Annotated in this window: 18 protein-coding genes; 1 reads left to right on the top strand and 17 read right to left on the bottom strand. The window is 37.0% G+C overall.

Annotation, left to right across the window (positions count from 1 at the left end):
* Positions 1 to 85: 85 nt before the first annotated feature.
* From G327_RS24960 to G327_RS24950, 17 genes are all read right to left on the bottom strand, one after another.
* Positions 86 to 1,054 (bottom strand): glycosyltransferase family 2 protein, encoded by a 969-nt coding sequence (locus G327_RS24960; RefSeq protein ID WP_019615912.1) that lies wholly within the window; start codon positions 1,052 to 1,054, stop codon positions 86 to 88.
* Positions 1,020 to 2,279 carry a hypothetical protein gene (locus G327_RS0116515; protein WP_019615911.1) on the bottom strand — a complete coding sequence of 420 codons (1,260 nt, stop codon included), beginning with the start codon at positions 2,277 to 2,279 and terminating at the stop codon, positions 1,020 to 1,022. The genes G327_RS24960 and G327_RS0116515 overlap by 35 nt, the downstream gene beginning before the upstream one ends.
* A 44-nt stretch (positions 2,280 to 2,323) precedes the next feature.
* Positions 2,324 to 3,562 (bottom strand): glycosyltransferase family 4 protein, encoded by a 1,239-nt coding sequence (locus G327_RS0116510; RefSeq protein WP_019615910.1) that lies wholly within the window; start codon positions 3,560 to 3,562, stop codon positions 2,324 to 2,326.
* Positions 3,559 to 4,731, bottom strand: coding sequence for a polysaccharide pyruvyl transferase family protein (locus G327_RS0116505; protein ID WP_019615909.1), 1,173 nt, complete (start codon positions 4,729 to 4,731; stop codon positions 3,559 to 3,561). The genes G327_RS0116510 and G327_RS0116505 overlap by 4 nt, the downstream gene beginning before the upstream one ends.
* A complete protein-coding gene (locus G327_RS0116500) occupies positions 4,728 to 5,894 on the bottom strand; it encodes a radical SAM protein (RefSeq protein ID WP_019615908.1) in 1,167 nt (388 codons plus the stop codon). The genes G327_RS0116505 and G327_RS0116500 overlap by 4 nt, the downstream gene beginning before the upstream one ends.
* Complete coding sequence (locus G327_RS0116495; RefSeq protein WP_019615907.1) at positions 5,881 to 7,227, bottom strand: flippase; 1,347 nt, start codon at positions 7,225 to 7,227, stop codon at positions 5,881 to 5,883. Before G327_RS0116495 ends, G327_RS0116500 begins: the two co-directional genes overlap by 14 nt.
* An 8-nt stretch (positions 7,228 to 7,235) precedes the next feature.
* Positions 7,236 to 8,195 (bottom strand): GDP-L-fucose synthase, encoded by a 960-nt coding sequence (gene fcl, locus G327_RS0116490; protein ID WP_019615906.1) that lies wholly within the window; start codon positions 8,193 to 8,195, stop codon positions 7,236 to 7,238.
* A gap of 15 nt (positions 8,196 to 8,210) precedes the next feature.
* Complete coding sequence (gmd, locus tag G327_RS0116485) at positions 8,211 to 9,338, bottom strand: GDP-mannose 4,6-dehydratase (protein WP_019615905.1); 1,128 nt, start codon at positions 9,336 to 9,338, stop codon at positions 8,211 to 8,213.
* Between the two features lie 137 nt (positions 9,339 to 9,475).
* Positions 9,476 to 10,909, bottom strand: coding sequence for a phosphomannomutase (locus G327_RS0116480; RefSeq protein ID WP_019615904.1), 1,434 nt, complete (start codon positions 10,907 to 10,909; stop codon positions 9,476 to 9,478).
* Positions 10,910 to 10,918: 9 nt separating this feature from the next.
* On the bottom strand, positions 10,919 to 12,331 hold the full coding sequence (locus G327_RS0116475; RefSeq protein ID WP_019615903.1) for a mannose-1-phosphate guanylyltransferase/mannose-6-phosphate isomerase: 1,413 nt from the start codon (positions 12,329 to 12,331) through the stop codon (positions 10,919 to 10,921).
* A 66-nt stretch (positions 12,332 to 12,397) separates the two neighbouring features.
* Complete coding sequence (locus G327_RS0116470; protein ID WP_019615902.1) at positions 12,398 to 12,868, bottom strand: GDP-mannose mannosyl hydrolase; 471 nt, start codon at positions 12,866 to 12,868, stop codon at positions 12,398 to 12,400.
* Between the two features lie 396 nt (positions 12,869 to 13,264).
* Positions 13,265 to 14,128, bottom strand: a complete 864-nt coding sequence (rfbD, locus tag G327_RS0116465; RefSeq protein WP_019615901.1) for a dTDP-4-dehydrorhamnose reductase — start codon at positions 14,126 to 14,128, stop codon at positions 13,265 to 13,267.
* A gap of 14 nt (positions 14,129 to 14,142) precedes the next feature.
* Positions 14,143 to 14,691: a dTDP-4-dehydrorhamnose 3,5-epimerase gene (gene rfbC, locus G327_RS0116460; RefSeq protein ID WP_019615900.1), complete on the bottom strand. Its 549-nt coding sequence runs from the start codon at positions 14,689 to 14,691 to the stop codon at positions 14,143 to 14,145.
* Entirely contained in the window at positions 14,691 to 15,572 is an 882-nt protein-coding gene (gene rfbA, locus G327_RS0116455; protein ID WP_019615899.1) for a glucose-1-phosphate thymidylyltransferase RfbA, read from the bottom strand. Before rfbA ends, rfbC begins: the two co-directional genes overlap by 1 nt.
* Positions 15,573 to 15,574: 2 nt before the next feature.
* Complete coding sequence (gene rfbB / locus G327_RS0116450) at positions 15,575 to 16,648, bottom strand: dTDP-glucose 4,6-dehydratase (protein WP_026339409.1); 1,074 nt, start codon at positions 16,646 to 16,648, stop codon at positions 15,575 to 15,577.
* 385 nt (positions 16,649 to 17,033) lie between these two features.
* Positions 17,034 to 18,140 (bottom strand): UDP-N-acetylglucosamine--undecaprenyl-phosphate N-acetylglucosaminephosphotransferase, encoded by a 1,107-nt coding sequence (gene wecA / locus G327_RS24955; RefSeq protein WP_019615897.1) that lies wholly within the window; start codon positions 18,138 to 18,140, stop codon positions 17,034 to 17,036.
* 797 nt (positions 18,141 to 18,937) lie between these two features.
* On the bottom strand, positions 18,938 to 19,720 hold the full coding sequence (locus tag G327_RS24950) for a DHHA1 domain-containing protein (RefSeq protein WP_019615896.1): 783 nt from the start codon (positions 19,718 to 19,720) through the stop codon (positions 18,938 to 18,940).
* A 105-nt stretch (positions 19,721 to 19,825) separates the two neighbouring features.
* Here G327_RS24950 and G327_RS0116435 point away from each other — a divergent pair.
* Positions 19,826 to 20,091 (top strand): IS3 family transposase (locus G327_RS0116435; RefSeq protein ID WP_019615895.1); only part of this gene is annotated, 266 nt, incomplete at its 3' end.

The following is a 20,091-nucleotide window of genomic DNA, read 5'->3' as shown; positions in this document are numbered from 1 at the left end:
AATTTATGAGTAACAAAGTAAGGCATCAATAGATATATTGAGATAATTAAATTTATTAGGAGTAAACATAATAAATGTTATAATTCTATACATGCCTGCTGCCAACTAACTTCATCAAGTAATAACTGATTTTTGGACCTAGTAACTTAGCAAGAAATTTTTTGAATACAAATTTTACGAAAGACCAGTAAGCTGAATATCGATTTTTCCCATACTTCAAAGCAATTCTTAGTGATTCTAAATTAGCACCTAAACCATGCTGACTTATCCCTCCATCATAAGCATTACCGATTATTTCACCCGTATAAATACCTTTGATCTCATTGTGGACCATTCTAACAAGAAACTCATGATCACCAGCAATCCTAAAAGACGTATCAAATAGCCCAAGACTTTTATACACCTCCTTCCCTATAAACAATGAAATATGAGGGATAGCCATTTCTTGAAGTACCTTTTCCCTAAGCAACTTTTTTTCTATAGGTTTTTTCTCAAAAGTTGCACCTTCTTTAATAAACCTAATATTTCCATAAGAATAAAGAGCATCATTATTTTTCAAATGATTAACAGATAATTGCACTGCATTTAATTCGTACCAGTCATCAGCATTTAGAATACCAATATATTTACCAACGGCTAGCGTTAGGGCTGTATTCATCGCATGGTATATACCATTATCGTTTTCACTTACACAGTAATCAACAGCATCAGAATACCTTTTAATTATATCAAGAGTCCCATCAGTAGATCCTCCATCAACAATAATATATTCAATATTATCATAAGACTGCATAAGAACACTTTGTATCGTTTTTTCCAGATATTTATCACCATTATAAACAACCGTAATGATCGTTATAAGAGGTTTACCTGGACGATTTTCTTTAAACTTGCCTTGCGTGCGCATTCCGCCTTCGTATAGCCGAGATTTGCTTTCTGTCAAAAATATATTAGTTTCAAACAAATCTTTCGTAGATTTTTTAACCTTAGGCTTGATAGTTGTTATATTTTTTTGGGTACTATAAATTTTCTGTAAGCTGTTTAGAGCATTCATCATTATTCCTTATATGAAGTAATTTATTTCTTTGAAGTAATACAATAATCACAATCAACATTGATATTGTCTCAAATCCAGCATCCAAATTTGGCCTGTGGAGAAAGTTAACTCCTAAAAGGAAGACTAACACGACCTCTTTATAAGAAATAAAACCTTTGTTCACTCTTATTTTCAACATAACAATACCTACTAAGAATATATATAAAGAGAAATATAATAGGCCCCCTACAATTCCGTCACGAGCAAATGGTGCCATAACATTTGCCCCTGCATAATCACCATCACGTAACCCATTCCGGCCTGCACCTATTAATGGATTATTCGCAAATTCTTCTGCAGCTCTGTAGAGCAAATGTGATCTATTATCACCTTGAAAAGAACCATTATCGTTAACAACTACTCTATCAATTGTGAGCCTTAAAACACGTTTGGACATTGGACTTGAGTCTGCTTTCAAATAGCTAAATGTCATCAGCAAAAAGGCAATAGTAAGCAATAGCATAACAACTCCACTTAACTTACGGCATTTAATGAATAAGAAATACAAACTAATAATAATTACAAACCCCATAGACCAGGTTGCTATAACAGTGCTTAGGGCAATAATGGCTGTAAGTTTATTTTTCTTAAGGTATAACTCATTTACTACTATTGCATAAAAAGAAAAAAAGGCTAAAGCCCCAGGCTCATCAAAAAAGCCGGCGGCTCTAATAAAGCTCCCACCATTAGTTATGGTTTGAGAATTTGTAAACGTTAATAGATAATTATATGCAACCCTGCCATCTGGATTTGAAAAAGTACTAAATGGCTCTAAAATTCCAATTAAAGCTAGAAAACTCCCAATCACTGAAAGTGCCAGCATAGTCATCATTATATAAATAAATGAATTGGCCATTCGACTCAAACCAATAAATGTCAATCCATAACAAAAAATAATATAAGTCATTATAAGTGCGAACAAAAAACCCACATAAGACGAATCATCATGAACATAAAAAAGTATGAACTGATAAATAATGACAGGCACGGAGATGAAGAGAATATATCGGTTGAATTTTATTTTTTGATTAATTAATAAATCTAAAATAAGAACTAAAACTAAACCTACAAAAACATGTTTTCCAAATAATGACGGATAAGCCTGGGAAAAAGTAAATGGGGTAAAATTGAATATAGTCAACCAAAATAGCATCACTCGTATATTGTTAATCTTTTTTAGCATAAATATGCTTATACCCCGCGAATATAACTCTCAATATAAAATAATCATTCATTAGTGTTTAATATTTTTTTATATAATTTGACATAATTTTTCCCTACAATTTTCTCATCAAATTCTGTTTTTATTTTCAAACGAGCATTTTTGCATAGTAAAGAATAATTTTCATTTTCCAGCACCCATTTAATTCCATTCGCTAAATCACTAGTATCAAATGGCTTCGCAAGATAACCGTTTACTTTATGTTCAATCAGGTCTGAATTCCCCCCAATATTAAAACTAACTAAAGGTCTACCACAAGCCATACTTTCCATAATTGCATTAGACAAATTTTCTTGAATAGAGGGAACAATCATGACATCTACGGCACTATATAACGTGACTAAACTAATATCGTCATGTAAATTTCCAACATAATGAGTTTTGCAACCTAAATCAGGTGGATTAACAGGTTCACTTGCACCAAAAATAACAAACTCAATATTACTTTTATCTATTATTCGCAGTGCCTTAGATAATTCAGCAAACCCTTTCCGTTCATCACTCGTCGCACCTACAGCCCCAAACAAAATTAATTTTTTTTCCTTAGGCAACCCCCAGAGCAGTCGAGATTCAAGTTTATTAGATGGTTTAAATACGGCTGAATTAATTGGATTAGGTAAATTATGTATTTTTTTATCATTGAATAAAGCACTATCTTTAGCACATTTTTCCAACCACTTACTTAACCCGATGATATTGAGTTTTTTAATTTTTGAATATGTTTTAGCTTTTCTATTAAAAACTTTCCTACTAAGATCTTTCTGTTTATTACTGTTTAAGATAATGCAATTTCCACACTTATTTTTAAATGCATCACAGTTATCATCATAATGGCAGCCACCAGTAAATGGCCACATATCATGTAAACTCCAAACGATCGGTGCTTTTATCTTTGCTAGATCTTCTATTTTAATCATTCCATCATTTATCCAGTGTAAGTGCACAATATCTGGATTAAAATCATTAATAAAATTAACAAAACTGGAGGAAGGAACCCATGAGGAGCTAAACAGTGATCTGCTCTCGTACATCCGAGTCGGAATAGAGTCAAGAACAGGTCTAAATTTATTAAATAAAGCTTGTTTTTTGGACTGTAGGGAATGCACCCGAAAATCACTTCCGGCTTTGGACTGAGCAAGAATGTGACTATCTACTCCTTCACTTAATAAAGCTAAGTGTAAGCGATAAGCAGCTCTAGCGGCTCCACCTTTAAGGTCAGAAGCATTGACAATTAATACTTTCATTTTATCAATGCTTTTAATTGGTCGCTATAAATACTTAAACTCGATAAAATATGCTTATCATCAAACTTAAACTTAGAATCTATATCGTCAATATTAATAATTGAAGCTGAAATATTACCTTCCTGTAAACATATATACCTATTTTTATAAAAATTGATTTTGTCTACGTCCTTCAAAAAACCATTAATTTTACCTTTATTCGGCTCAGTGTAATCTAAAACATAATTCTTCCCTGATGCTATAGTTTGTAAGACTACTGAATGAAAACGCATTCCTACGTTAAAGAAGGCTTTTCTAAAAACATCGATTGTTTCATCTAATGTTAAAGGAGAGTTTTGAACATAAATATTGGGACGATTAAGTTGTCTAGCAATATTATTAAGAAAAATCCGATCATCACCACCGATATGAAAATAGTGCATTGGATACAGCTTTATTATTTTTTGAGGAAATTCATCCGCTAAATCGGCAACAAATTTAACTAAATCTCTATTGATATCGTGACCTGACAACCTTCCAGAGTATTCAATCGGGAACTCTCTTAAATTTACAGCAATATAATCAGGAGAGCAGTTTACTGGAATTAATTTACTAACAAATTGATTTGACTTAAGAGTACACTCAACAGCAGGATCAAAACTAACAAAGACATTATCTTCCTCAAATTTTTGATCAAACTCTTTATATATACCTCGTAAGAAGCCTTTAGACTTACTGTCTCGCAAAATAGAAATATTCGAATTTAAAAAGATATTTAATACGGATTGACGGTAATTTTTTGAAAATAACGGGCCTACACCACAACCTAGTATTGCAGTTTTAACTCCTAACTTTCTAGCTTTTTTAAATGCATATTCAACCATGCAAAGCTCGCTGAGATCCATTAGCGGCCCCCCTCCCATAACTAATAAGTCAGAGTTAGTAATAGCTTCTATGAGATCCTGAGAAGATTTTGTATTGAATAATTCTATTCTAACTGGTTTTCCAGTTATTTCTTCAAAAAATGAGGCGTCTTCAGCTAAAGTTCTTTTAGTAAAGAATGGATTCAAGCTGCCTAAGTTAATTTCAAAATTTTTAAATGACTGATTAAAAATGGACACTAAACCAGCTAGAATTCCTCTATCACCTATTGTTTCTGTCCCATACCAACCAATGACTGTTATTCTCATTTCATAAACCCTAACTTTAATTTATATAATTTCATTGCTAATCTATCCATAAAAAGAGATTTAAAAAAAACAATTAAATCCTTCAGAGCAGGTTTTCCGTGATAGTCATGGATACAACTATCACAGCTCTCTTTAACTAATGAGCTTCGATAAGTTATGTTCTCAGGCTTAAAAAAGATATCTTCTCCACTTTGTGCTCTTAGACTACCGATGCTTTTACTCTTAACAGCACAGTAATATAACTCTCCTCTAGAATCTAATGTCACACCTTCATCTTTCCAATGACACCCTAATAAACGTCGTGGAGTTGTTTCTTTCAACCAATAAAATATGGAGAAGTATTTGAACTTTACTTTTAAATCACTTAATTTTGTCTCTGAGTACTTGTAGTGGAAAAATTCCATCGCGGCTTGCCGTTCATCATTAAAAACCACAGAGAACTGTTCAACTAATTTATTGCTTTCAATTCTAAGATTTTCAATGCCCAATCTATATTTTATATTATATTTTTTTTCTTTTGCATAAGAGTCTAATTGAATTAAATAATCAATATTTTGGCTTATCACGGTACAGCCTATATCATAGCTGTCGCAGTATAAGTGTTGATTTTTTATAATCTCATCAATTGTCGATGTCGCTTTCGTAAATGCATTTTTCACCCCACGTACGTCATCATGAACTTGCTCAACGCCATCTAAAGATATTGCAATATGAAAAGAAACACCTTTTTCTTGACAGTGTTTATAGATTTCTGATGCCGAATCTAACAATACATTTTTCCTAAAGCCGTTAGATATGACGTTTAAGTGTTTAATTGAGGGAAGCTTCAATATCTCTTCAACATAATCAACCAAATTCGGAATCAGTGATACCTCTCCACCATTAATGCCAACCGATTCAACTTCTTTAAATAAATCATTTTGCATAAAAGTTGAAAACTCAGATGCATCAGCTTCATTACTATGATCCATTTTCCAAATATTACACATAACACACTTGCTGTCACAATTATAAGTAAGGGGCAGCTGTATAACCTTTGGATACTTCTTTTTGCTACCATCGACCTTATACAATGAAGATTGTTGGATTAACCTTAAAGCTTTAAATAGTAAAAGAAGATATTTATTCTGTTTTACGAAAGTCAGTATTTTAGTTTTTAACACGCGTATTCACCGATTTTGAAGGAGTGTAAGGAAAAATTAAGAGCAACGCTTTGGTTTTTAACAAAAGTATATATCTAGTATTTTTAAAACATAAATCGAATAAATAAAATCCAACAATATATGAGATTAAACTAGCGTAAGCCGCACCTATTATTCCAAATTTATTTATAAAAACAATATTTAAGCCAATGTTAACAAATAAGGCTGCTAAATTTCTGTATAAATTAAACTTAGTCAGTCCCTCGCTAATCAGCCAACGCCCACTAGACACTCCTAAATATACAAAAATAGCAGAAAGAATATGTACAGAAAGAACAGGCGAAGCATCAATAAACTCTTCCCCGTATAGCCCAAGAATAATTTGTTCAGATAGAAGCCACACGATTAAGGCCAGTATATATGCGACAAAAGTTAGTGACCTAAAAAGTTTGTATACTCTTGAATAATACAGCTGCTCAGAAATTTGTTTTGCATTTACTATTGCAGGGAATAACGAATTACAAATTAGAACTCCAACTCCAAACCATACCTCACTCAACTTAACCGCTGAAGAGTAGTAGCCAACACTTTCAGCGCTTAGCATACTATTAATCATAACCAGATCAATTTTCATATAAATCGAGTTAATAACACCAGCAAGAATTAAAGGATACGACTCTTTTAACATAGAAATTGCAGTTGCCTTATTAAATCCCCACTTTAAAGGGCTCAACTTTAAATAAAAATAAAAACACACTTGGTTAACAGCAATCACGAGCGAATCGAATAAAACAACAAATACAAAATACACCAGAGGAGCTTCGAAATAAATAAGGGCTAATTTAATAACAGATGATAAAAGTAACGTGATTAAATGACTATATACGACATACTTACTTAAAACTTCACTTTGCAGATAATAATCAATAACATTAACACTTTGGAAAACAGTACCTGCAGCAATAATAAAAATGTATATATTTAGCTGGTTTGAGTGTTCAGTAAACTGCATTGCGATGCACAAAGACACTAAAACTAGTAACGCTCCTATTAATTTTAAATAGAATGCTGTCCCAAGTATTTGGTCTCTTTTTTCTTTACTATTTACTAACTCTCGAACAACAATAGAATCCAATCCAAGCGTAGCAATAACCACAAACAAGCCAACAAAACTTTGTGCATAGCTAAAAATGCCAAAATTTTCAGGCCCTAAATATCGTGTTACCCATACAGTCACAACTAAGCCGACTGACATTCTCAGTACTTTTTCAGCTAGAAGCCATGAAGTATTTTTCAAGTACCTCATCGTACCGTCATGCTTACTTAACCCTATCAATTTATTGCGAATATTCATAAAACAACTTATTTTCTAAACTGATCTTGATTATCTAAAAACCACTTATAAGCTAATTCAAGACCGTCCTTAAGGGAAATTGAGTGCTTCCACCCTAGTGATTCAAGTCTATTTATATTCATCAGCTTACGAGGTGCACCATCCGGCTTAGTGGTATCAAATTTAACTTCACCTTCAAAACCAATTACTTTAGCGACAGTTTCAACTAATTCTCGAATTGTACAATCAACACCTGTTCCAACATTAATATGGCTTAACATAGGTTCCGTATTTTCGTCGTAAATTACTTTATCTAGCTCCATAACATGGATCGAGGCCGCAGCCATATCATCTACATATAAAAACTCACGCATTGGCTTACCACTCCCCCAGGCAATAACCTCTTTGTCGTTATTTAATTTTGCTTCATGAAAGCGGCGTAATAATGCGGGAATAACATGGCTATTTTCTGGATGAAAATTATCAAATGCACCATATAAGTTTGTTGGCATCACACTACGGTAGTCTCGAGCATATTGACGATTGTAACTTTCACAAAGCTTAATACCTGCAATTTTGGCAACGGCATAAGGCTCGTTAGTTTCTTCTAACGTACCAGTTAACAGTGCTGATTCTGACATCGGCTGTTCTGCCAATTTAGGGTAAATACATGATGAGCCTAAAAACAGTAACTTCTGAATGCCAGCCAAGTGTGCACTGTGGATAATATTGCACTGAATCATTAGGTTTTCGTAAATAAAATCAGCCGGATAGGTATTGTTCGCAACAATACCTCCCACCTTAGCGGCGGCTAAATAAACTTGATCTATTTTTTCATTTTTAAAAAATTCAAAAACAGCCTGCTGATTAGCTAAATCCAGCTCTTTACGAGTTCTAACTATAATTTCAACATTATCTTCATGACCTAATTGACGAACTATAGCGGATCCAACCATACCGCTATGGCCAGCAACAAATACACGTTTCATAGTATTTCCCATCATTTAGCTCTCAATTGTGACAGAAACATCAAAGCCGTGCTCTTTTAAAACTGCGTGCTGCTTGGCTTTATTTAAATCGTTTTCAACCATTTCAGAGCACATTTCTTCAACGGTAATTTGAGGAACCCAGCCAAGTTTTTCTTTTGCTTTAGACGGATCACCAAGCAGTGTTTCGACTTCTGCCGGGCGGAAATAACGCGGGTCAACTTTAACGATGATATCACCTACTTTTAAAGCCGGCGCGTTATCACCAGTAATCGACTTAACAGCAGCAACTTCATCGACACCTTTACCACTGAATTCCAGCTCAATACCCGCTTCTTTAGCAGATAAGGTCACAAACTCCCGCACACTGATCTGCTTACCTGTTGCAATGACAAAATCATCGGCTTTATCCTGCTGCAGCATCATCCACTGCATACGCACGTAATCTTTCGCATGTCCCCAGTCACGCAGAGCATCCATATTACCAAGGTATAAACATTTCTCTAAACCTTGAGAAATATTAGCAATGGCACGAGTAATTTTACGAGTAACAAAGGTCTCACCACGACGAGGAGACTCATGGTTAAATAGAATACCGTTACAAGCATACATACCATAAGATTCACGATAGTTGACCACTATCCAGTAGGCATACATTTTAGCCACAGCATAAGGTGAACGAGGGTGAAATGGTGTAGTTTCTTTTTGCGGAATCTCTTGTACTTCGCCATACAATTCAGAGGTAGAAGCTTGGTAAAATTTGGTTTTCTTTTCTAAGCCTAGAAAACGAATAGCTTCAAGTAAGCGCAATGTTCCCATTGCATCGACATCAGCAGTGTACTCCGGGCATTCAAAAGAAACAGCGACATGGGACTGAGCCCCTAAGTTATAAACTTCGTCAGGCTGTACATCTTTAATAATTCGCGTTAAATTAGAAGAATCTGTTAAATCACCGTAATGTAAAAAGAACTTCTGGTTTTTTTCATGATTATCTTGATAAATATGGTCAACACGCTCTGTATTTAATGACGACGCACGACGTTTAATACCGTGAACCTCATAACCTTTTTCTAACAATAACTCAGCAAGGTACGAGCCGTCTTGACCGGTAACACCTGTAATTAATGCAACTTTATTCTTTGTCATTCTTTATGTTCCTTAAGGAGTTCTTTTCACCATCATTATTGCTCAATGGCCTTTAAATTATTTTAATTTAAACAGCGCAATATACATTAAACTCACAATTATCTGAATCAAAATATATTCCAGTAATCATGGCGAAGTTATAACTGTTGAATATTTCGTAATGCTAATTTAACTGTACTTTCAGCCTTAGTATAACTATCTGCTTCGGCATAACAGCGCAGTTCCGGAGCATTACCTGATGGACGTAAATGAACAACTCGCTGATCTGCTAATGTAATTCTTAAACCATCAGTTTCATCAATACTTTTTATCACAACATCATCAAAATCCAGTAGAGTTAATAAGTTTGCCGGCTCCTGTTTACCTTGTGTGAGAATCGCCAGGCTTTTTTCAGCAGCAAAATTCTGAATGCGGTCACTATGCGTAAAACGCTGCGGCAGTGCATTAACTAATGTTGAAATGCCTCCTTCGCCTGCAGCAGCTAACAGCATAATGACAGGAAGAATCGCATCACGAGTCGGTAACGCTTTTAACGATTGACCGTTCAGCTGCACATCACTCCCCAGCAAGAACCCACCATTTGCTTCAAAGCCGGCAACTGAATTAAATTTCTTGGCTAGATCAGAAAATTCAGCAATCACATAAGGAGAACCGATTTTAGTGCGCTCTACATAAGTAAAACGTCCGCACGACTCAATGGCCGCATTACAACTAACAGGCACAGCTAGCGCTTCTATATTTAAGGCTTCTGCACTCAATAAACCAAGAATATCACCGCGTAACCAATTTCCATTTTCATCGGAGATAAGCGGACGGTCACCGTCTCCATCAGTTGAGAAAACAGCATCAAGGTTATGTTCTTTGGACCAAGTAATCGCCTTAGCTTTATCCTCTTCAGAAACAGCTTCGGTATCAATGGGTACATACTCATCACTACGCTCTAACGCAATAACTTCAGCACCTAGTTTTTCAAAAATACGGTAGTAGAGGTCTCGGCCTGCACTTGAATGTTCGTAAATACCAATGCGCTTACCAGTAAGACAAGATGTCGCAAACAGTGAGGTGTAACGTGTAATATATGTTTCAGTGGCTCGGTTACTCACAGTTAATTCAGGTAGTTCATCAAGTTTTGCAAACTCAACTTGCTCACAGATAATCACCTGCTCATCAGCCTTGCTTATTTCACCGTCTGGGCGATAGAATTTAAGTCCGTTTCGATCAAAGGGAATATGACTGCCTGTTACCATAATGGCAGGAATCGCATCTTCTTGAGCAACATAAGCTAAAGCAGGCGTTGGTACCACCCCGTAGTAAACAACCTTTATATCTAACTGCTGTAAGGCGGCTGCGCAAGCCATCGCCATAGCGTAACTACTCGGACGGTTATCAATTGCAATGGCGACTTGATTAAAACTAAAGCCGCATTTCATACCGGCAATAAATGCATGAGTAAATGCGGCACAGACTTCAGGGGAAAATTGCGTAACTAAACCACGCGCACCGCTGGTACCAAAAGCAACTCCACTTTCAGCAATAACTGTTGAACTAACTAATTTTGAATTGACTCGCATGCTGAATCCTTATACTCGACTGTAACGATCTTCAAAACGAACAATATCGTCTTCACCTAAATACGAGCCTGACTGCACTTCAATCATTTCTAAAGGCACTTTACCCGGATTTTCTAACCCATGAATAGTGCCGACTGGGATATAAGTTGATTCGTTTTCTGTTACTAAGAAAGTTTTATCACCATTAGTGACACTCGCAGTACCTGACACGACAATCCAATGCTCTGCACGGTGATGATGCATTTGCATTGACAACTTTTCGCCGGCTTTCACAGTAATTCTTTTCACTTGGTAGCGAGGGCCGTTATCAATGGAGTCATATTTCCCCCAAGGTCGGTACACTTCGCGATGAAGTTTGAATTCATCTCGACCATCCGCTTTTAATTTTTCTACAATTTGTTTAACTTCTTGAACTTTATCTTTATGAGCAACCATGACCGCATCTTTAGTATCAATGATAACAATATCTTCAAGACCAACCGTTGCAATTAAGCGCTCCCCGCCATGAACCAAGCAGTTTTTGCTGTCCTCCAGCATAACATCACCTTTGCATGCATTGCCGTTTGCATCTTTGACATTCACTTCCCAAAGCGCTGACCAGGAACCGATATCATTCCAGCCTGCATCCAACGGCACAACCACTGCATCATCAGTTTTTTCCATCACGGCATAATCAATTGATTCATCAGAGCATGCTTTAAACTCAGCGATATCAAGGCGGACGAAATCGTGATCTTGTGAGCGGTTTTCAAGCGATTTTTTACAGGCTGTGAATATATCCGGACGAAATTTTTCTAATTCTTGCAAGTAACGGCTTGCTTTAAATAAAAACATGCCGCTGTTCCAGTAATACTCACCACTTTCTAAATAGTTTGAAGCCGTTTCAGCATCTGGTTTTTCTACAAATTTATTTACATCGTAGCCGTTTGAATTAGGGACACTGTCACCACGTTTAATATATCCATAACCTGTATGCGCCTCTGTCGGCACGACACCAAAGGTCACTAATTTCCCGTGCTCTGCTAATGGGATAGCGTTCTTTACCGCTTCTCTGAACGAAACCTGATCCTGGATAACATGGTCAGCCGCTAAAACAAGCAGCAACGGATCATTGCCTTGCTCTTGGCTTTGAAGCACCTCAGCAGCCAATGCAATAGCCGGTGCCGTATTGCGCCCTACTGGCTCTAATATAATTGAACCCACCTTATTTATTTCCCGCAACTGTTCAGCAGCAATAAAGCGGTGCTCTTCATTGCAAATAACCACTGGAGTACTAACGTCTAATCCAACTAATCTCTGCACGGTTTCCTGCAGCATTGTCTGTTTACCCGTCAGGGCTAAAAACTGTTTAGGATATAAAGAACGACTTAGGGGCCATAAACGAGAACCGGAGCCACCGGCCATAATAACAGGAGTGATCATATTAATATTTATCCAATCTTGTGATTTTGAATTCCCTCCATTTTGTAGTAAAACGGAGTGTTAATTTTAGTTGAACAAAAAATCGGCTTGCTTATCAGCCTGAAAATACCATTTTGTATGAGTATGAACGTCGCTATCTTCTAATAAACCTGATTCGCTAAACCAGCTATATCCAGAATGCTGCTCATCTGGCAATGAAGATAACTCACCATTAAAGATGATTTCATAAGCCAAAACAACATAATGAGTCGTAAAGTTATCTTCTGAAAAGTTATCTTCATAAAAGTGCTGATAAACACCTTTAAAACCTGCTTTTACGCCAGATAAGCCAAGCTCAATTTTTATAAGGCGATTAAATGCCAGGTCTAAAGATTCATCTTTAAGTACTCTGCCACCGGGTACAAACCAATAACCTTTAGCAGGACGGTTAGTCCGTTTTCCAAGCAGCACCTTGCCGTCTTTATTTTTAACGATCAGATCAATAGAAACCAAAGGGGTTGAAGCAATAACTGTTTTAAACGTACTTAATGGGAGCATGTCACTTATTCACAAGGTCAAAGAGCAGAATTTTACCTGTATCTGAAAAAAAATGTCTATAATTTTTCAGACTCACCGCAAAACATAACATTTAAGTCAGCTACAATAAAACGTAAGGCTGATAATGACTTCATTTCAGTATTATTTTATTACGTTGTAAACAGGGAAGAATTAAGCAAGAGGTATATACCCAAACCACTTGAAGCAGGAGTCAGTAAAACGAGACCATATTGAAGACATAAAAATACAAAGCAAAAAAAGCAGAGGTTAAAACTCTCGTTTCAAATATGCATCAACACTAATCACTACCAAACAAATAACGTACCTAAACTTTATCTGCCACATCGCTTAAGTCATTACTCATGCGGTTGGGCAGAGTCATAATTTATAATACAACTAAAGTAACCCATCCATCATAGCAGATAACTGCTTGCGCCAGTGCACAGTATTCAACCCAGAAACGGCTTCTGCACTTGCTTTATCAATCACTGAAAATGCAGGCCTTGCTACAGGCGTAGGATAAGCAGAGCTTGGTATTGGCAACACAGGAACCGCTTCAGTGAGCAGACCTTTTTCTAAACCTAATTCTTGAATCGCAATCGCAAAATCATACCAAGAGGCAACACCTGCATCCGTCCAGTGATAAATACCTTTTACTTTAGATTTATCTGCAATTGCCCATAACCATTGTGCGAGGCCTTTTGCCCATGTCGGCGTGCCTACCTGGTCATAAATGATGCCAAGCTGTGGTTTTTCCTGCATTAAACGCAACATGCTTTTTACGAAGTTATTACCATTGACCGAATAAACCCAAGCAGTACGAACAATCACACTTGCTTCAGGCAATATTTCTTGAAGCGCTGCATCTCCAGCTAGTTTTGAAGCGCCATACACATTTACCGGATTAGGTTTGGCATCAGTTTTATACGGGCTAGTACTGGTTCCATCAAAAATGAAGTCTGTAGATATATGTAAAATACGCGCATTAATCTTTTTACAGGCTTGTGCTAAATACTTAACACCTGATTCATTCACTGCGTAAGCTGCCTCAACATCTTTCTCTGCTTGATCTACAGCCGTGTAAGCAGCGGCATTGATCACCAAATCAGGCTTCGTTGCCGCAATATATTGCGCGACTAAATGCTCATCCGTTATATCTAACTCATTAATACCAACACTAATAACATCAAACTCTTTAGGCGCTAATTGCTCAAGCTCCCAAGCAAGCTGCCCGCCTTTACCTGTAATTAATACTTTCATACTTAATCGACTCTTTAACCGAATTTAGGAGCATCTTTAAATGACAAACCGCTTGCATCTTTCTCAGATAATTGCGGCAGTTCACCATCAGCTAACGGCCATTCAATAGCAATGTCAGCATCATCCCAACGCAGTGACACTTCAGACTCAGGATGGTAATAATCAGTGCATTTATAAGCAAACTCGGCCAACTCAGTCATTACATAGAAGCCATGAGCAAACCCTTCTGGCACCCATAACTGGCGTTTATTTTCAGCCGAAAGTACAACCCCAACCGCTTTACCAAAAGTAGGAGACGACTGACGCATATCCACAGCAACATCATAAACGCTGCCTGATGTAACACGCACTAACTTACCTTGTGTTTGTGTTTGCTGATAATGTAAACCACGTAAAATTCCTTTAGTTGACTTGCTCTGGTTATCTTGTACAAATGGTTTTGCACCCGTTTGTTTCATAAACTTATCTGCACGAAAAGTTTCCATAAAAAAACCACGCTCATCGCCAAACACATTGACTTCAACAATTTTTACATCTGCGATCTCAGTGTCAATAAACTTCATTAAATTATTCCATTTGCAATATCAAATAAATACTGGCCGTAACCTGTTTTCTTCAGTTTTTCTGCCTGTACAAGTAGTTCATCTTTACTTAACCAGCCCTGTACATAGGCAATTTCTTCTAAGCAGGCTACTTTGAACCCCTGGCGATGCTCAATAGTCTGCACAAATTGACTCGCTTCCAAGAGTGAATCATGTGTACCTGTATCAAGCCAAGCAAAACCACGCCCGAGTAACTCAACATTTAAATCACCACGCTCTAAATACGCAATATTTACGTCAGTAATCTCTAACTCACCACGGAGTGACGGCTTAATAGATTTTGCTATAGCAACCACATCATTGTCATAAAAATACAAACCCGTTACTGCATAATTTGATTTTGGTTGTTCCGGCTTCTCTTCAATACTTAATGCTTTACCACCTTCATCAAATCCAACCACACCAAAGCGCTCAGGATCAGTGACATGATAACCAAATACTGAAGCCCCCTTTTCGACTTTTGCTGCAGCAAGTAGTTTGTCAGAAAAATGTTGACCATAGAAGATATTATCCCCTAAAACTAAAGCGACATTATCATTACCGATGAACTCTTCACCGATAATAAAGGCTTGTGCTAATCCATCAGGGCTTGGCTGTTCTTTGTAACTAATTTTAATACCAAATTGATTACCATTACCTAACATACGCTCAAAGTTTGGTAAGTCTTCTGGTGTTGAGATGATTAAAATATCTTTAATACCTGCCAACATCAAAACAGAAAGCGGGTAAAAAATCATCGGTTTATCGTAAATAGGTAATAACTGTTTAGAAGTACCTAGTGTAATTGGGTATAAGCGGCTGCCTGAGCCACCCGCTAAAATAATGCCTTTATAATTAGCCATGCTTATTTATCCCCAATACGCTCTAGTTGATATTCGCCGCTTAACACGCGCTTCCACCAGTTTTCATTATTTAAATACCATTCAACAGTCTTGCGAATACCTGTTTCAAAACTCTCTTTCGGCGTCCAGCCTAACTCTTTATCAATTTTCGAAGCATCAATAGCATAACGAACGTCATGACCTGGCCGATCTTTTACAAAAGTAATCAGCTCACTATATGAAGTTAAATGACTAGTGGCGGCATTGCTTCTAGCTGGCACTAATTCATCTAATAATTCGCATAAGGTCTGCACGACTTCGATATTCTTTTTTTCATTATGGCCACCAATATTATAGGTTTCACCAACAATACCTTCAGTCACAACCTTATAAAGCGCGCGAGCATGGTCTTCTACATACAACCAGTCACGAATCTGACTGCCGTCACCATAAATTGGTAACGATTTAGCCCCTAGTGCATTTAAAATAATATGTGGAATCAATTTTTCAGGAAAATGATACGGCCCATAATTGTTCGAGCAGTTAGTCACAATAACCGGTAAACCATAAGTTCTGTTCCATGCTCGGACTAAGTGGTCACTTGAAGCTTTAGAAGCAGAATAAGGTGAGCTTGGTTCATAAGGCGTTTCTTCGGTGAATAAATCATCCGTACCTTCTAAATCACCATAAACTTCATCAGTACTAATATGATGAAAACGAAAAGCCTGTTTTTTGTCTTCAGGCAAAATAGTCCAATAACTACGTGCAGCTTCTAACAAGGTAAATGTACCGATAATATTAGTCTGCATGAAATCCGCAGGACCATCGATTGAACGATCCACATGTGACTCGGCCGCTAAATGCATTACTGCATCTGGCTGATATTGTTTAAAAACGTCCGCCATAGCTTTAGCGTCACAAATATCTGCCTGTACAAAATGGTAACGGTCACTGTCAGAAACAGTCGCAACAGACTCAACATTGCCTGCATAAGTTAAACAGTCCACATTAACAACAGAATCATTTGTGTTGCCGATAATATGACGCACAACTGCGCTGCCTATAAAGCCGGCACCACCGGTGATTAAAATCATAATTATTCCTGAGTTAAAAAATTAAAAATAGAAATTGCTAAAGTCTATCACATATCTACCCATAATTATTCAGGTGAAAAATCGAAGATTTGAAAGTTATCATTAGTTCTGCTTTTAGAGCATTACCAATGTGGCCCGGCCAATATCCAGCGCTACATTTAAGCATAATAGGAGAATAATTTATCACTAACTCACTTTACAACTTATGAATATCTTTTAAAATGTGTAACACACTCCTCAGCATCAGAATAATTGCCAGCTCCAGGGGTGTGCTGAAAGTACAAAATAAAAACGCTAGGATTATCCCCTCCAGTTTCGTAGAACACTATTCCATTTCACATAATCAGGTCGTTTACATTTTATCTATCACCTGTCTTTTATTCTTGTTTTATCTGGATAATCGATTGACCGTTGTACCTCCGCGGTAAATAGTCACCAGTACCCATACGCGAGAGAGTGAATAATTATAGGCAAGTAATAAACTTAAAAATGCACCTAGCTGTAAATAGTCAGGAACCGAGTAAAGTGTTGTTAAAACACCAATCGAACTTAGCAGTAAAGATATAATGGTAATTATTATCAGGGTTTCTCTTGAACTAAAACCAGCCCTCATAAATATATGGTGTAAATGGTCTCGATCCGGTTTGAAAGGAGAAAAACCTTTTTTTATGCGGCGAAGCATAATGGAAATCATATCCAATAAAGGTAAAGCAAGGATCCAGACTCCTATAATGGGAGAAAAAGCCGAAGTGTCTGCTGATAAACCAGATGAGTGCTTTTGACCTCCGATAACGATCAACCACACGACGGTCAAACCAAGAAACATACTTCCGGCATCACCCATAAATATTTTTTTAGAACAGTACTTAGTTAGCTGTAAATTATACAGAAGATAAGGCGTTAAAACTGCTAAGCATAATAAACAGAAAAACATTTCATGGATATCTTCAGAAAGGTAAAACAAAACCGACAAAGGAATAAAGGTCGCAACACTTATCCCACCAATTAAACCATCAATGCCGTCAACCATGTTGTAGGCACTAATTGAGCCTATAACTATGATAACGGTAAGCGGATAAGCAAAATAGCCCATATTAATATCACCAAAACCAAATAAATTGCCCACATTAAAAAGGGCGTCACCAGCAACAAACATCATAATTGAAGTGATCACTATTTGAACAATAATACGGATTCTAACGCTCAAATCGAAACGATCATCTAATACGCCGGTAAGAACTATCAGTAATGAAGCAAACAGATAAGTCATTAACTCACTGACATGATGCGGATAAAAAACAAGGATGATTAGGCTGGTAACAAACAAGCCTATGTATACAGAAATGCCGCCGATTAATGGAATATGCCCGACATGATTTTTTCGCGCGTTAGGTCTATCCGTAAGCCCTATTTTTATTCCCAAGGGACGTAACATTATAATTGCGGTCAACGAACTGCAAAATGCAATAACAAGAAGAAAAAAAGCAAAAATCATAAAACCAATAATTCCTAAAATGAATAACCGAATACCGCCATAAATAATTCAATCTGAATAACAAAATAGAACAGGAAAATGTATTAACTGATAGTAGGCACGACAAAACTACAACAAATTTTCAATCTTTTAAACAAGTATTCTCTGATAAATATTCAGTATATCAAAAAACATAACACTAAAAATTTGATTCCACTTTTTTACCTTTAACTATATCTCTTGTTTTTATAAAATCTACTTCGCGAACGCATTCGCAGAAAAGTACAGTTGCCTTAGTGCAATAGATAGGGCCGTCAGAAACAATCACCAATAGTGCAGGAGGTCGATATGGCAATGAGTGTTCAATAGCGCTTTAATGTGGGTGATATCAAAATTAATCTAACAGGGGTACTCAGAACTATGACCTCCCTACCACTGGAACAGAGCGCAAACCACTAATAAACTGATTACCATCAGCACTTAACTCATAACAAGAGCCTGTGACATCTTTCTGTCCATCATGAGACTTTAAGACAAAGTCGCTATTGATAAGTTTCACATTTTTTATTCCAAGAATAAATAAACAAAACCAATATAACCCGATTAAATCGACATAATCACACTTTAAATCACAAAACAACCAAAAAAACACCTGGCTCTTAAAAAGAGCCCCTCTCTTGCAGAACCGAGCTCCGGCATTGCTCTGAAAGTACAACCTCAAAACGCCGAGGTTAAAACCTCAGCCCAAACATATAGAAAAACGCCACAAGAACGAAAGAGCATTACAAATCAACAGCTTACCAACAATAAGGCTAACACTAATAGGTTTCTTCAATAACCGAAATCAGGTTTGCTAACTCTTCATTAGGAAGCTGATTGATTCCAGCGGCCGCTGCGCGTCCACCACCAGTTGCAAACTGGCTGCAGATATCATCTGCACTTTGCTTGTTATTGAGCGGAGCCCGAAGAGAGACAAGATAAGAACCATCGCGGTTTTTCGTTAATACAACATGAGCCGAATTTGGGTATTGATTGGCTAATAAATTACCGTATACACCACTAATACGACGAGACCAGGCTTCATTAGGCAGCTCAAACACGCTCAGTTTTTCACTTTGATGCTTAGCGGCAGCAGCTAGCGCATTATCCATATCCGACTGATATACCAGCTGTAAGGTATAAAAAGGAGATGTCTTATCCGCAAAGACCTCAAAAGGGGATGAGTACTTTAATAACGCTTTAAATAATTCAGCCGGCGAAAAATGAAGATCATTAACATTTGCACCATAACCATTGTAGTTAATCAACGTACCTAGTTCTTTAAGCTGCTCAGCCTGCTCTGCTGAGTACCCAGCCTGCTTTGCTAACTGCCCCGCTTTAGCTATTAAATTATCACCATACGCAGCCGTAATAGCCCAATCGTGGAATTGACCATTTAACTGCTTATCAACAATCAACGCGGTACAGATATTTGCATCAAGATCGATGTGAGCTTGTAAGTTATGATGCTGTGGAATATCACCAGCGCGATGATGATCCACATAAAATACACTTGCCCCGTTATCTAAGACACTTTCTAACCCATTGATATTCTTTTCCATAGAAATATCTAGTATGGTAAGTTTATCGTCATCTGTGGCTTGTGACGTGGTTTAATTGATACGACTAACCCAGTTAAGACATAATTGATTTAACTGGAGATTTAAATGAAAAAACGTAAAACCTATTCAAAAGAATTCAAACTTGATGCCATTTCACTGGTAAGAGAGCAAAATTACAGTATTGCAGAAGCGTCAAGAAACTTAGAGGTTAGCGCTCAGATTCTTGGTCGCTGGATCAAAGAAGCCGAAAATGATGATGGTCATGCATTTAGAGGGAACGGCAAGCTGACACCTGAGCAGGAAGAAATCCGAAAATTAAAAGCTCAAGTAAAACGCTTAGAAATGGAGCGTGAAATATTAAAAAAAGCGAC

Source organism: Psychromonas ossibalaenae ATCC BAA-1528, from assembly GCF_000381745.1.
GTDB lineage: Bacteria > Pseudomonadota > Gammaproteobacteria > Enterobacterales > Psychromonadaceae > Psychromonas > Psychromonas ossibalaenae.
Note: the sequence above shows the minus strand (reverse complement) of the source record. Positions and strands in the feature narration are given on the sequence as shown.